Here is a 13,838-nt window from a genome sequence, read left to right as displayed (position 1 = left end):
CGCTGTTCCCGGAGACCGCGAAGTCTCTGGGTTTTTGTCATGGCGGCTTTCCTTTCCGGGCCGCACCATCGCGGCGCCTGGCCGTCAGTCGCCCGCCGGCGGGGAAAGGTTCATGTCAGGATAGCGGAGCGGAAAGCGCCCTGGGATGTCACCAGATCCAGTCGCCGCGCCCGAGCGCCGAAACCGCCTCGACGATGCGGGTGAAGCTGGTCCGCGCCCGGCCCACCATGTGCCGGGCCCTGAGGTATCCATGCACCAGCCCGGCTCCTCGAACCAGAAGGCGTGCCCGCCAGCCGCGACGATGCGGTCGCGATAGGCTTCGCCGTCGGATGACAGCGGGTCGCATTGCGCGGTGATCAGCACGGTCGGCGGCAGGTTTGCGAAATCGGCGTCGGCGAGCGGGTAGAGCGTGATGTCGCCGGTCAAGTCGACGCCGCCAGTGCGGACATGCTTGTAGAAGTCGAGGTCGCGCAAGGTCAGCATCGGCGCCTCGGCATGCGTAACGTAAGAGCCCTTCGAGTGGTCGCCGCCGAGGCCGGGATAGATCAGCACCTGGCCGGCCGGCTTCTTGGCATGGCCGCGCGTCGCATGCGCAACCGCCGCGCAGAGATTGCCGCCGGCGCTGTCGCCGCAGAGCAGGACCGGGCAGTCATAGGTCTTGGCGGCCCATTCGAAGGCGTCCATGGCGTCGTCGAAGGCCGCCGGGTGCAGATGCTCCGGCGCCAGCCGGTAATCGAGCGAGACCACATCGAAGCCGGTGCGGGCGCAAAGCTCGGCGCAGACATCGTCATGGCTGTCCAGCCCGCCAAGGATGAAGCCGCCGCCATGGATATAGAGCACCATCGCGGCCTTGTTCGGAACGGCGTTGCGGTAGACGCGGATCGAGATGCTGTTGGTCGGCGCGGCAACGACAGTCGTCTCCGCCGTCACGCCTTGGGGGTAGCCGGCAAAGAACTCCCGGCACATCCGGTCGTAGATCGCCCGCTGCTCTTCGATCGTGTAGTCGATCGTGTCCGGCGGATAATAGGAGTTGGTCTTCTCGATAAAGGCCCACGTTTCCGCGTCGATGAGGGTTCTGTAGTCGGTCATGATGGATGACGCCGTTATCTCCGACGTTATCGTCCCTTCCACACCGGATCGCGCTTCTCGGCGAACGCCCGGAAGCCTTCAATATTGTCTTCCGACCCGTAGAGGATATCGACCGTCGGCAGTTGCCTCCTTGTCACCTTGTTCATGGCGTCCTGGAAGGTCAGCGCCTCGGCCACGCGCGCCGTCTCCTTGATCGAGGCGAAGACCAGCGGCGGACCGCTGGCCAAAAGCCTTGCGATCTCCCAGACGCGCTCTTCCAGCTTGTCCTTGGGCAGCACCTCGTTGACCAGGCCCCAGCGATGCGCTTCGGCGACATCCATCCAGCGGCCGGTGAACAGGAGGTCCATGGCGATGTGGTAGGGAATGCGCTTCGGCAGCTTGATGGTCGCGGCGTCGGCAAGCGTGCCGGCGCGGATCTCGGGCAGCGCGAAGGAGGAATGGTCCGAGGCGTAGATGAGGTCACAGGACAGCGCCAGCTCGAAACCGCCGCCCACCGCCATGCCGTTGACGCAGGCGATCACCGGCTTGTTGAGGTCGCGCAGTTCCTGCAGCCCGGCGAAGCCGCCGACGCCATAGTCGCCGTCGACCGCATCCCCGGCTGCCGCCGCCTTCAGGTCCCAGCCGGCGCTGAAGAACTTGTCGCCGGCCGTCTTGACGATGGCGACGCGCAGCTCCGGATCGTCGCGGAACGCCTTGAAGGTCTCGCCCATCAGCCGCGATGTCTTGAGGTCGATGGCGTTGGCCTTCGGCCGGTCGAGCGTGACCTCGAGGATCGCGCCTTCGCGGCGGGTGGTGATGACGTCAGCCATTCTTCTTTTCTCCAAGCACCAAGAGGGCGTCCGCGATCCATGCGCCCTTGCCTTCGGCGCAGACGATGAGCGGGTTGATGTCGAGTTCCTCGATCTCGCCTTCGTTCTTCTGCACGAAGTCGGCAATGCCGGAGATGGCGTCGATGGCGGCGTTGACGTCGGCCTTCGGCCGGCCGCGATAGCCCTCGAGGAGAGGATAGAGCTTCAGCCCACGCAATGCCGCCTCGATGTCGTCGCGCGTCGCCGGCAGCATCAGCGTCACGCTGTCGCGCAGAAGTTCCACCAGCACGCCGCCGGTGCCCAGCGTCATCACCACGCCGAACATCGGGTCGCGGGTGAAGCCGACGATCAGCTCGGCGACGCCGTCGCGCACCATGCGCTCGGCATAGAGCCCGGTGCCGAGCGGCAGAAGGTCGTGCGCGGCGGCGCTGACGGATTCGGCATCCTTGAGGTTCAGCCTGACGGCGCCGACTTCCGACTTGTGCGTCACGCCGAGCGCCTTGAGAGCGACCGGGAAGCCGAGCGTCATGGAGGAGATCACCGCCTCGACCGCATTGGAGGCGCGCTCGCCCTTCGGCACCGACAGGCCGGCCTTGATCAGCCTTTCCTTGGCTTCGGCCTCGTCCGGCGTCACGCGCTTGGCCTCGGACGCACCGGCGGCCGTCGTGTCGACTGGCTGCGCCTGCGGCTCGCGCCAGGCCCAGCCGATGAAAGCGGCGGCCTGGGCGGCATCCATGGCTTCGGAAATGCCGAACAACGGCACCATGCCCCGCGCCATCAGGCCTGCAGTGTATTCCTCCGGCAGGTTTTCCGGCAGCGAGGAGACGATCGCGCCTTGCGCCCTGTTGGTCTTCAGCGCCGCTTCGAAGGCGCGCAGCGTCGCCCACCAGTCGACGTCCGAGCAGCGGTCCGGGCGCGGGAAGTCGAGCACCAGCATGTTCAAGTCAAAACCGCCCGACACCATCGCGGTGAAGGTCGCGGTCATCGCCGGCTCGTTGTTCCAGATGAAAGTGTGGTAGTCGAGCGGATTGGCAACCGCCACCAGCGGGCCGAGCGTCGATTTGACATGCGCGCGATGCTCGGCCGTCAGGGCCGGGAAATGCACCCAGCGCCCCTCGGCGCTGTCCGCCATCACCGAAGCCTCACCGCCGGAGCAGCTCATCGAGGACAGCTTGTAGCCCGGCAGCGGCCCGGTGATGTGCAAAAGCTTCAGCGCCTCGATGAAGGCGGGGATGGAATCGACGCGCGCGATGCCGAGCCGCCTGAGGAAAGCGCCGGAAGCGGCGTCGGAGCCGGCGAGTGAGGCGGTGTGCGATACCGTCGCCTGCCTTGCCTGTTCGGAGCGGCCGACCTTCATGGCAATGATCGGCTTCTTCAGTTCGCGCGCCCGGGCCGCCAGCCTTTCGAAGCCCGCCACCGAATCGAAGGCCTCGATATGCAGGCCGAGCGAAGTGACGCGCTCGTCCTCGATGAGGCCGAGCGCCATTTCGGAGAGCCCGGTCTGCGCCTGGTTGCCCGCCGTCATCAGGAAGGCGATCGGCAGGCCGCGCTTCTGCATCGTCATGTTGATGGCGATGTTGGACGACTGCGTGATGATGGCGACGCCCTTGCCGCCCTCGGCCAGCCGTATGCCGCCATGCTGGTCGGGCCACAGCAGCGCGCCGTCGGCATAGTTGATCAGGCCGTAGCAGTTCGGCCCGATGATCGGCATCTGGCCGGCGGCGGCGACGAGCTCGGCCTGCAGCCGCTCGCCGTCCTCGTCATAGGCCTCGGTCTCGAGGAAGCCGGCGGCAAAGCAGACGGCGCCGCCGGCGCCGCGCTCGGCCAGTGCCTTGATCACCTCGATGGTGAGATGCCGGTTAACGCCGACAAAGGCGGCGTCCGGCGCGCCAGGCAGGTCGGCGACGGAGCGGTACGCCTTGCGGCCGGCGACCTCATCCTTGGTCGGATGCACCGGCCAGATTTCGCCGGCAAAGCCCATCTTGATCGATTGAGCCACGACGGCGGCGGCCTGCGCCCCGCCGAACACGGCGATCGATTTGGGGCGCAGGAGACGTTCGAGTTTATGCATGGTCATCTTTTCGTTTGAGCATGTTCCCGTCCAAAGCCGGACCCGGCTTTGGACCATCATGCTCTAAGCTCCGAACGGACGCAGCAGCGCCCGCGAAATAATGTGTCGCTGAATCTCCGACGTGCCCTCCCAGATGCGCTCGACGCGCGCATCGCGCCAGATGCGCTCCAGCGGCAGGTCGTCCATCAGCCCCATGCCGCCATGGATCTGGATGGCTTCGTCGGCGACGAAGGCGAGCATCTCGGTGGCCTTCAGCTTGGCCATCGCCATGTCCTGGTCGGTGACGGTGCCCTGATCGTATTTCCAGCCGGCTTCGAACACCATCAGATCGGCGGCCTTCAGCTCCGTCGCCATGTCGGCGAGCTTGAAGGAAACGCCCTGGAACTTGCCGATCTGCTGGCCGAACTGCTGGCGCTGCGCGGCATATTCGATGGCGTGCGACAGAGCGCGCTCGGCACGGCCGAGACAGGTGGCGCCGACCTGCAGGCGCGTGGCGCCGAGCCACGAATTCGCGACGTCGAAACCCTTGTGCACCTCGCCGAGCACCTGGCTTGCCGGCAGCCGGCAATCGTCGAATTCAAGGATCGAGTTGGTGTAGCCGCGATGCGAGACATTGCGGTAGCCGTCGCGCACCGTGAAACCCTTGGTGCCCTTGTCGACGAAGAAGGCGGTGATCTTCTTGCGCTTGCCGCGCGGGGTCTCTTCCTCGCCGGAGGCCATGAAACAAATCGCGAAATCGGCGAGATCGGCGTGGCTGATGAAGTGCTTGGTGCCGTTGAGCACCCAGCCCGAGCCGTCCTGCACGGCGGTCGCCTTCATGCCGCGCAGGTCGGAACCTGCGCCGGGTTCGGTCATCGCCAGGCAGTCCCACTTCTCGCCGCGGATGCAGGGGAAGAGGTATTTCTCGCGCTGCTCCGGCGTGCCGGCGAGCAGGATGTTGGAGGGACGCGCCACGCAGGTCCAATGCAGCGCGTAATTGGCGCGGCCGAGCTCCTTCTCGTAGAGCAGCCAGCTCACCGTATCGAGCCCGGCGCCGCCGACATCGGCCGGCATGTTGGCAGCGTAGAGCCCCGCTTCGATCGCCTTCGCCTTCAATTCGTCGATCAGCTCGCGGCGCAGCACGCCGGTGCGCTCCACCTCGCGCTCATGCGGGTAGAGCTCGTTCTCGACGAAGGCGCGGGTCGTCTCGACGATAAGTTTCTGCTCTTCCGAAAGACCGAAATACATCGCCTCAGCCCTTCTTCTTGCCGCTCTTCTTCTTCGGCTTTTCGACCTTTACCGCCTTGGCCGGTTTCGCAGCCTTTGCCGGCTTCGCGGCCTTCTTCGCCGGCTTGGCCGCTTCGGCCTTGGCGGAACTCTTCTTCGCCGCGAGTTTGGCGAGCTGCCTGGTATAGTCCTTGTGCAGCGCGCCGGCGCCCCAGCCCTTGCCCTTGTTCTGCCTCGACAGCGCTTCCATGATCGCGACCAGATTGTCGTCGCGGATTTTCTCCAGCTCGCGGATCGAAAGCCCGTGCGCCTGCTCGTCCGACTGGGTGGCGATCAGGTCGACCAGCTCGTCGTTGAATTCCGGCACGTCCATCAGCTTGGTCCAGGGCCATTTCAGGCAAGGCCCGAACTGCGCCATGAAGTGACGCATGCCCGCCTCGCCGCCGGCAACGCGATAGACCTGGAACATGCCCATCTGCGCCCAGCGCAGGCCGAAGGAATAGCGCATGATGTCGTCGAGTTCCTCGACGGTGCAGATGCCGTCCTTGACCAGCCACAGTGCCTCGCGCCATGCGGCTTCGAGCAGGCGGTCGCCGACAAACGCCTCGATCTCCTTGCGCACCACCACCGGTTTCATGCCGATCGAGGCGTAGAGCTCCTTGGCGACCTCGATCGCCTCGGGGAAGGTCTGCTCGCCGCCGACGATCTCGACCAGCGGCAGAAGATAGACCGGGTTGAATGGATGGCCGACGACCAGCCGCTCCGGGTGCTTCTTCATCGCCACCTGCATGTCGGTCGGCTTGATGCCGGAGGTCGACGAGCCGACGATGGCATTGGCCGGCGCATGCTGGTCGATCTCGGCCAGCACCTTGTGCTTGAGGTCGAGCCGCTCCGGCACGCTTTCCTGGATGAAATCGGCGTCGGCCACCGCTTCGCCGATGGTCTTGGCGAAGGTGAGTTTGCCTTCCCTGGGGAGGCCGCCCGGCAGCATCTGCTTGTAGGCGCGGCGCGCGCCCTTCATCACTTCGCCCACCTTGCGTGACGCTTCCGGATCCGGATCGAAGATCGACACGTCGATGCCGTTCAAGAGCAGTCGCGCCACCCAGCCGGCGCCGATGACGCCGCCGCCGATGGCGGCCGCCTTGTTGATGATGCTCATGGGCAGGCTCCGGTTCTTGTCTTGGCTGTATCGGGATTAGTAAGGGCCACACGCTCGCCGGCGCGGATCACTGTCGGGTCGTAGGCCTTGCGGGCGAACACTTCGAGCACGAAGGGCCGGAAGAACTCGATCGGCAGCGTCTCATAGTCGGGGTCGAAGCTCGACTGGTCCCAGCGCTCGCAGAACTGGTCGCAATCGTCGAAATAGAGGTGTCCGGCGAAGTGGTCGCGGGCGTGGCGATTGCCGCCCAGATGATGCGCGTAATAGAGGCGCTGGAAATCGCCGTGCTTTTCCACCACCCAGGTGCATTGCTCGCGCACGAAGGGTTTTAGGATCGCAGCCGCATATTCGTCGTGGTTGTAGGGCGCATAGATGTCGCCGATGTCATGCAGCAGCGCCGAGACGATCCAGTCCGTGTCGGCGCCATCCTGCCAGGCGCGCGTCGCCGCCTGCAGCGAATTGCCGAGCCGGGTGATCTTGTAGCCCGACAGACCCTCGTCGAGCTGCACCAGCGCATCGAGCAGCCGGTCGCCGGTCTTGGCGGCATAGTCGATCTCATGGGCAGTCAGGAATTCGTAGTCTTCCTTGTCGCCGTCCTTCATCGCGGTGAATTTGACGGTGTCAGTCATCGCAAATTCCTGCCTTAAGCTGCAGCAGCTAGGGGCGCCCGCTTGGTGAGATTGAGCTTCTTGCGCACTTCCTCCGGCCCGAGGATCCGCGCGCCGAGATTGGTGACGATGCTCGCGGCGCGCTCGACGAGCTGCGCATTGGTCGCCAGCACGCCCTTGTCGAGCCACAGATTGTCTTCCAGTCCGACGCGGACATTGCCGCCGGCAAGCACCGCCGCCGCGGCATAGGCCATCTGGTTGCGGCCGATCGAGAAGGCCGACCAGTTCCAGGTCGAGGGCACATTGTTGACCATCGCCATGAAGGTGTTGAGGTCGTCCGGCGCGCCCCACGGCACGCCCATGCAGAGCTGCACCAGAGCGTCCGCGTTGAGCACTTTCTCCTCGACCAGTTGCTTGGCGAACCACAGATGTCCGGTGTCGAAGGCCTCGATCTCGGGCTTGACGCCCAGCGCCGTCATCATGCCGCCCATGGCGCGCAGCATGCCGGGCGTGTTGGTCATCACATAGTCGGCTTCGGCGAAGTTCATCGTGCCGCAATCCAGCGTGCAGATCTCCGGCAGGCACTGGCGCACATGCTCCATGCGGTTGGTGGCGCCGCCCATGTCCGTGCCTTTTTCGTTGAGCGGCAGCGGCGCCTCGGGCGAGCCGAACACCATGTCGCCGCCCATGCCCGCGGTGAGGTTCAGCACCACGTCGACATTGGCTTCGCGGATGCGCTCGGTCACTTCGCGATAGAGATGCACGTCGCGCCTAGGCTTGCCGGTCTCGGGATCGCGCACATGGCAGTGGACGATCGCGGCGCCCGCCTTGGCGGCGTCGATCGCCGAATCGGCGATCTGCTTGGGCGAGCGCGGCACATGCGGGCTGCGGTCCTGCGTGCCGCCGGAGCCGGTCACGGCACAGGTAATGAAGACCTCACGGTTCATCGCAAGCGGCATCGTCTATCCTCCCAGGGTCGATCGGCCATGCGTGCCGCCAAAGCGGAAGCCTGTTGGGCTGTGCACGGGATGGATACAGAATGACCGACTTGCCGGAAACTGTTTTGCGTTTTACGAAGCTCTCATGATCAAAAGCGAAAAGCCGCCCATCTTTCGGCCCGAGCGCGAGACGCTCAAGGTGACGTTCCTTGTGTTCTCGGGCTCGTCGATCATGTGCGTGGCCTCGGCCGTCGATCCGTTGCGCGCCGCAAACCGCATCTCGGGCGAGACGCTATTCGATTTCAAGCTGGTCTCGGTCACCGGCGAGGCGCCGGTCACCACTTGCGGCCTCCCCGTGGCCGTCAGCGGCCGCTTCGATGCCGCCGAGCCGACCGACATGCTGGTCGTCGTCGCCGGTTTCGGCACGCAGAACTACGCCACCTCGGCGCTGCTTGCCGGCCTGCGCCGCGCGGCACGCGCCGCGCGCGCCTGCGGCGGCGTCGAGGCCGGCACCTGGCTGGTGGCGCGCGCCGGGCTGCTCGAAGGCCGCAGCGCCACCACCCATTGGGAGGACATGGAGGATTTCTCCGCCGCATTCCCGGGCGTCGACGTGCGGCCGGACCGCTATGTCATCGACGGGCCGGTGTTCACCTCCGGCGGCGCCTCGCCGACCTTCGACCTGATGCTGCATCTGGTCCGCACCAGGCTCGGCATGGCCGCCGCGCTCGATGTGGCGAGCGTCTTCATCTACGATCAGGCGCGCGCCGCGACCGACGCGCAGCCGCTGGTCTCGCTCGGCCGGCTCGACGGCTACGATCCCAGGCTTGCCCAGGCGATCCGGCTGATGGAAGCGCATGTCGACCAGCCGCTCACCATTGACGCCGTGGCCAAGCGCGCCGGCGTCACGGCAAGAACGCTGGAAAGCATCTTTCGCAAATCGATCGGCGAGACGCCCGGCGCCTATTATCTGAGGCTGCGCCTCAGCGCCGCCCGTCGCCTGGTGGTCGACACGCGCATTGCCATGGCCGACATCGCCGGGCGTACCGGCTTTTCGTCCGCAGCCGCGTTTTCCAGGGCATTTTCAAGAGCTTTCGGCGAAGCGCCGGTCAGATTGCGGCGCGGCTGAATATCCACTCGGCTGCTGCCGCGAGATCGTCGACCAGCGCTGCGGGAGCCGGATCGAAGCGTGTTTCGTCGCCGGGACGATATTTGCCGGTGCGCACCAGAAGCGCCGCGCCCAGCCCGGCGCGCAGCGCGCCGGCGACATCGCCCTCGGCGTCGTCGCCGACCATGACCGCATCGGCCGCCGGGCAGTCCAGGTCCGCAAGCGCCGAGAGAAAGAAATCCGGCGACGGCTTGCCGAGCACCACGGGGCTTCGTCCGCTGGCGAATTCCAGCGCTGCGACGAAGGCGCCGGCGTCGAGGCTGAGCTGGCCGTCGGCATCCTTGAAGGTGCGATTGACGGCAAGCGCCACGAAATCGGCACCGGCGGCAAGCTCGCGGAATGCCCGGTTCAGGCTCGCATGGTCGAAGCCCTCGCCGGCATCGCCGACGACGACAGCACGCCCGTTCCCGCCCTCCAGTCCGGAAAACTCGGCTTCGAGGTCGGGATGGACGAGCAGATGCGGCTGGCGGTCGTGATTGCGCAGCCATTCGACCGCGGCGCGCGCCGGCGTCAGCAACTCTTCGTCCGCGACCTCGATGCCCATGGCCACAAGCTGCGCGATGATCTTGCTGCGCGGCGAGCGTGTCGTGTTGCTGACGAAACGCAGCGGCAGGCCGGCCTTACGCAGACGTTCGATAGCCGCGGCCGCGCCTGGTATCGGGGTATCGCCATCGTAGACGACACCCAGAAGATCGAGCAGCACCGCGCGTATCATCGGCGCAGGATGGAGAAACGGTCTCCGTTCGTCAAACCAGGAGAAAATCAGGCCACGAGAGAATCAGGCCACGGAAGAATCAGGCGGCGTCGCGGCCTTCGCCGACTATGCGCGAGCGCATGCTCTTGGCCAGCGCCGTTTCGAGCCGCGCGGCAACCGCGCGATCCCATTCATTTGTCTTGCGCGCATTGTCTTTCGAGTGCGGCAATGCCATCAGCCGGTCGATGATCGATCCGGTCTCGCCGGACGAGAGCAGGGCGTCGATTTCGCGTTCGTGCTGCATATCGGTTCGCCTCCTTCTTCTTCACCCGCCACAGGAGCCACGTTTATACGAAATCCGTGACGGCTGTTTGAAGGCAAGAACGAGGTGATTGAGGGGCAGCGCGGGGCAAAGTTTTGTCGCTTGATTCCGCCCTCGCGAACGCAATTTTCAGGCCTGCCCCGCGTCCCGACTGCTCGGGCGCGAGGCAGCGTGCCGTTCTTTAGACATACCTGTTGACGATGTTTTCGAGCAGCTCCTGCCGGCCGGAGCGCGGCTGCGGCTCGATCTTCGTCTTCACCACGCGTTCGGCGATCTCCTCCAGCGTGCGCTTGCCTGAAAGCATCGCCTCGCCTTCGGCGGTGTTCCAGCCGGCATAGCGTTCGGCGAGCGGACCGGACAGCGCCTTGTCCTCGATCATCTTCGCCGCCGCCTTCAGGCCGCGCGCGCAGGCATCCATGCCGCCGATATGGCCGATCAGCAGGTCGTCCGGGTCGAGCGATTGGCGCCGGAGCTTGGCGTCGAAATTGGTGCCGCCAGTCTTGAAGCCGCCGCCCAGCAGCACCTGGTAATAGGCCAAGGCCATTTCCGGCACATTGTTGGGGAACTGGTCGGTGTCCCAGCCCGATTGGTAGTCGTTGCGGTTCATGTCGATAGAGCCGAAGACGCCCAGCGCGTTGGCCAGAGCCAGTTCGTGCTCGAAGGAATGGCCGGCGAGGATCGCGTGGCCCTGCTCGATGTTGAGCTTGACCTCCTTCTCCAGGCCGAAGCGCTTGAGGAAGCCGTACACAGTGGCGACGTCGTAGTCGTACTGGTGTTTTGTGGGCTCCTGCGGCTTCGGCTCGATCAGGATCGTGCCCTTGAAGCCGATCTTGTGCTTGTAGTCGACGACGAGGTTGAGGAAGCGGCCGGCCTGTTCCTGCTCGCGCGCGAGGTCGGTGTTGAGCAAGGTCTCATAGCCTTCGCGCCCGCCCCACAGCACATAGTTCTCGCCCTTCAGCTTCTTCGTCACGTCGATGCACTTCTTCACCGTCGCCGCCGCATAGGCGAACACATCCGGATCGGGGTTGGTGGCCGCGCCCGACATGAAGCGGCGATGCGAGAACAGGTTCGCCGTGCCCCAGAGCAGCTTGACGCCGGTCTTTTTCATCTTGTCGGCGAAATAGTCGGTGATCTCGTCGAGGCGCGCGGCGCTCTCGGAGAAATCCTTGCCTTCCGGGCGCACGTCGGCATCGTGGAAGCAGAAATAGGGCGCGCCGAGCAGCGAGAACATCTCGAAGGCGACGTCGGCCTTGAGCTTGGCCAGCTCCATCGTGTCGATGCCGCCCGGCTTGGCGAACCAGGGCCGGTCGAAGGTCTGGCCGCCGAACGGGTCGCCGCCCGGCCAGGCAAAGGAATGCCAGTAGGCGACGGCGAAGCGCAGATGGTCTTCCAGCCGCTTGCCGGCCACCACCTCGTCCGGGTTGTAGAAGCGATAGGCCAGCGGATTGGTCGAATCCGGTCCCTCATATTTGATCTTCTTGATGTCGCCGAAAAATCCGCTGCTCATGGTTTCCTTCCTCTCCGGGTGCATTCGCCCGATTACCTCAGGCGTAATTGGTTTCGCTTCTGCGGGGCGCCAAAAAGGTCATGTCGAAACGATCCAACGAAGGAGCATGACAATGACCGACCTCAACACGATCGCCCGCAACTACATCGCCGCCTGGAACGAGAGCGATGCGGCCCGCCGCGAGGCGCTGCTCGAAGCTGCCTTCACCGAGGATGTCAGCTATCGCGACCCGGTCATGCAGGGCGACGGCCATGACGGGGTCGCGTCCCTCATCGACGGCGTCCAGCAGCGCTTCGCCGGCTTCCGTTTCTCGCTGAAGGGCGAGCCCGACGGTTTTGCCGACCGCATACGCTTCTCGTGGAATCTGGGGCCCGAAGGCACGGAGTCGGTCATCGAAGGCACCGACATCGGCGTCATCGAGAACGGCCGCCTGAAGAGCGTCACCGGGTTTTTGGACAAGGTGCCGGCGCAGTGAGGCTAGCCGGGTAAGGCAGGCGCGAGGCCCCCCTCTCTGGCCTGCCGGCTCCGGCCCTTCGCTATCGCTCCGGGCGTTCGTCGTTCGGAAAGCCAAGCAATTGGCTTTCCGCCCGCTGCGCGGACCACTCCTCACCCCCCTCAAGGGAGGAGATCGGATGTCGCTTCGGCTTTCGCCAATCTCCAGCGTTGCAGGAGGTAGCGGGGCATTCCAACTGCCAATCTCCCCCCTTGAGGGGGAGATGCCCGGCAGGGCAGAGAGGGGGGCCTCGCGCCCGCTCATGCGACTACGAGGTGCCTCGCTTCCACTCACGCGGTTACAGCCCTTATCGCCGGGTAAAGCGCGCGATACCTCTGATAGGCATCGGCATAAGCCCCACCAAGCCCGCCTTCCGGCTCAACCGTCGCATCCGTCGCCGGCGCCGTGCATACCGCAAGCGGATCGGCACCGGTCGCGGCTATCAAGCCCAGCCTTGCCGCGCCAAACGCCGCGCCGAAATCGCCGTCAGCGGGAATATCGACCGGCACCTGCAACGCGGTGGCGATCGCCTTCAGCCAGTAGCGCGAGCGCGAGCCGCCGCCGATCGCCGTCACCCTGCTGATCGTCGTGCCGGCCGTCTTCAGCGCTTCGAGGCTGTCGCGGAAGGCGAAGGCGACGCCTTCCAGCACCGCCTGCGTCAGCACGGCCCGGCTCGATTGATGCGCAAGCCCCGTGAAAGAGCCGCGAATGGCGGAATCATTGTGCGGCGTGCGCTCGCCGGAGAGATAAGGCAGGAAGGAGACGCCCGTCGGCGCCTTGAGCGTGTCGCCAAGCTCGCCGGTCAGGTCGCCGGCGCTTTTTCCCGTGATTTCCGAAAGCCAGTTGAGCGAATCGGTCGCGGACAGGATCACGCCCATCTGGTGCCAGGTGTTGGGCAGCGCGTGGCAGAAGGTGTGCACCGCGCTTTCCGGATTGGGCAGATAGGAGGCGTTCGCCGCGAAGAGCACACCCGACGTGCCGAGCGACACGAAGGCGTGGCCCGCGCCGACCGTGCCCATGCCGCAGGCCGAGGCCGCATTGTCGCCGGCACCGCCAGCAATCGGAATGCCTCCCGCGATGCCCCATTTCGAGGCAAGCTCGGCGCGCAGCCCGCCGGCCTTGTCCGTGCCTTCGACCAGTAACGGCATATGCTTCTCGTCGAGCGACGTCGCCGCCAGCAATTCGGGGGCCCAGCGCCGATTGCCGACATCGAGCCAAGACGTGCCGGCTGAGTCCGACATTTCCGAGATGTGTTCGCCGGTCAGCCAGAGCCGCAGATAGTCCTTGGGCAAAAGCACCTTGGCTACCCTGGCAAAGATCGCCGGCTCGTTGTTCTTCACCCAGGCAAGCTTCGGCGCCGTGAAGCCCGGGAAGACGATGTTGCCGGTGAGCTTGCGGAAGCGCGGATCGGCATCGAGCGCCGCCGCCTCGGCATGGCTGCGCGTGTCGTTCCACAGGATGCAGGGGCGCAGCACCTTGTCCGATGCGTCGAGCAGGGTGGCGCCGTGCATCTGGCCGGAAAGGCCGATGCCCTTGACCGCCGCCAGTTCTTTAGGGTGCGAAGCCTTGAGCTCGGCAATTGCGGCCTCGCAGGCCTCGATCCAATGGGCCGGATCCTGCTCCGACCAGCCGGGATGCGGTCGCGACACGTCGAGCGAGCCATTGCCGGCGCCAATGACTTTCTGGTGGTCATCGATCAGCAGCGCCTTGACGCCCGAAGTGCCCAGGTCGAGGCCGAGATACATGATTTCCTCCCACTGCCATTAATTTTTTCGGA

At 65.4% G+C, this 13,838-nt stretch carries 12 protein-coding genes and 1 pseudogene; 2 read left to right on the top strand and 11 right to left on the bottom strand.

Annotation, left to right across the window (positions count from 1 at the left end; all coding sequences use genetic code 11):
- Positions 1-148: 148 nt before the first annotated feature.
- From EJ072_RS12345 to EJ072_RS12315, 7 genes and pseudogenes are all read right to left on the bottom strand, one after another.
- Positions 149-1,089 (bottom strand): annotated as a pseudogene (locus EJ072_RS12345) (alpha/beta hydrolase).
- 26 nt (positions 1,090-1,115) lie between these two features.
- Positions 1,116-1,898, bottom strand: a complete 783-nt coding sequence (locus EJ072_RS12340; RefSeq protein ID WP_126079946.1) for a carnitinyl-CoA dehydratase — start codon at positions 1,896-1,898, stop codon at positions 1,116-1,118.
- Positions 1,891-3,969: an acetate--CoA ligase family protein gene (locus tag EJ072_RS12335; RefSeq protein ID WP_126079945.1), complete on the bottom strand. Its 2,079-nt coding sequence runs from the start codon at positions 3,967-3,969 to the stop codon at positions 1,891-1,893. The genes EJ072_RS12340 and EJ072_RS12335 overlap by 8 nt, the downstream gene beginning before the upstream one ends.
- 63 nt (positions 3,970-4,032) lie before the next feature.
- On the bottom strand, positions 4,033-5,196 hold the full coding sequence (locus tag EJ072_RS12330; protein WP_126079944.1) for an acyl-CoA dehydrogenase: 1,164 nt from the start codon (positions 5,194-5,196) through the stop codon (positions 4,033-4,035).
- A 4-nt stretch (positions 5,197-5,200) separates the two neighbouring features.
- Positions 5,201-6,334: a carnitine 3-dehydrogenase gene (locus tag EJ072_RS12325; protein ID WP_126079943.1), complete on the bottom strand. Its 1,134-nt coding sequence runs from the start codon at positions 6,332-6,334 to the stop codon at positions 5,201-5,203.
- On the bottom strand, positions 6,331-6,963 hold the full coding sequence (locus EJ072_RS12320) for an HD domain-containing protein (protein ID WP_126079942.1): 633 nt from the start codon (positions 6,961-6,963) through the stop codon (positions 6,331-6,333). The genes EJ072_RS12325 and EJ072_RS12320 overlap by 4 nt, the downstream gene beginning before the upstream one ends.
- A gap of 14 nt (positions 6,964-6,977) precedes the next feature.
- A complete protein-coding gene (locus tag EJ072_RS12315) occupies positions 6,978-7,901 on the bottom strand; it encodes a 3-keto-5-aminohexanoate cleavage protein (protein WP_126079941.1) in 924 nt (307 codons plus the stop codon).
- A 124-nt stretch (positions 7,902-8,025) separates the two neighbouring features.
- Here EJ072_RS12315 and EJ072_RS12310 point away from each other — a divergent pair, with 124 nt between their 5' ends.
- Positions 8,026-9,006, top strand: coding sequence for a GlxA family transcriptional regulator (locus tag EJ072_RS12310; protein ID WP_126079940.1), 981 nt, complete (start codon positions 8,026-8,028; stop codon positions 9,004-9,006).
- Here the strand turns inward: EJ072_RS12310 and EJ072_RS12305 are convergent.
- The 3 genes from EJ072_RS12305 to xylA all read right to left on the bottom strand — a co-directional run bounded on the left by EJ072_RS12305 (position 8,987) and on the right by xylA (position 11,568).
- A complete protein-coding gene (locus tag EJ072_RS12305) occupies positions 8,987-9,748 on the bottom strand; it encodes a TIGR01458 family HAD-type hydrolase (protein ID WP_348526433.1) in 762 nt (253 codons plus the stop codon). The genes EJ072_RS12310 and EJ072_RS12305 overlap by 20 nt on opposite strands.
- A gap of 91 nt (positions 9,749-9,839) precedes the next feature.
- Positions 9,840-10,043, bottom strand: coding sequence for a hypothetical protein (locus tag EJ072_RS12300; protein ID WP_126079938.1), 204 nt, complete (start codon positions 10,041-10,043; stop codon positions 9,840-9,842).
- Positions 10,044-10,242: 199 nt separating this feature from the next.
- Entirely contained in the window at positions 10,243-11,568 is a 1,326-nt protein-coding gene (xylA, locus tag EJ072_RS12295) for a xylose isomerase (RefSeq protein WP_126079937.1), read from the bottom strand.
- Between the two features lie 112 nt (positions 11,569-11,680).
- On the opposite strand from xylA, the gene EJ072_RS12290 reads away from it, so the two are divergent.
- Complete coding sequence (locus EJ072_RS12290) at positions 11,681-12,043, top strand: nuclear transport factor 2 family protein (RefSeq protein WP_126079936.1); 363 nt, start codon at positions 11,681-11,683, stop codon at positions 12,041-12,043.
- A gap of 308 nt (positions 12,044-12,351) precedes the next feature.
- Here the strand turns inward: EJ072_RS12290 and xylB are convergent, their stop codons facing one another.
- Positions 12,352-13,806 carry a xylulokinase gene (xylB, locus tag EJ072_RS12285; RefSeq protein ID WP_126079935.1) on the bottom strand — a complete coding sequence of 485 codons (1,455 nt, stop codon included), beginning with the start codon at positions 13,804-13,806 and terminating at the stop codon, positions 12,352-12,354.
- Between the last annotated feature and the right edge of the window lie 32 nt (positions 13,807-13,838).

The organism is Mesorhizobium sp. M2A.F.Ca.ET.046.03.2.1 (genome assembly GCF_003952425.1).
Taxonomy (GTDB): domain Bacteria; phylum Pseudomonadota; class Alphaproteobacteria; order Rhizobiales; family Rhizobiaceae; genus Mesorhizobium.
The sequence above is the reverse complement of the archived record's forward strand: the minus strand, read 5'-3'. Positions and strand labels throughout refer to the sequence as shown.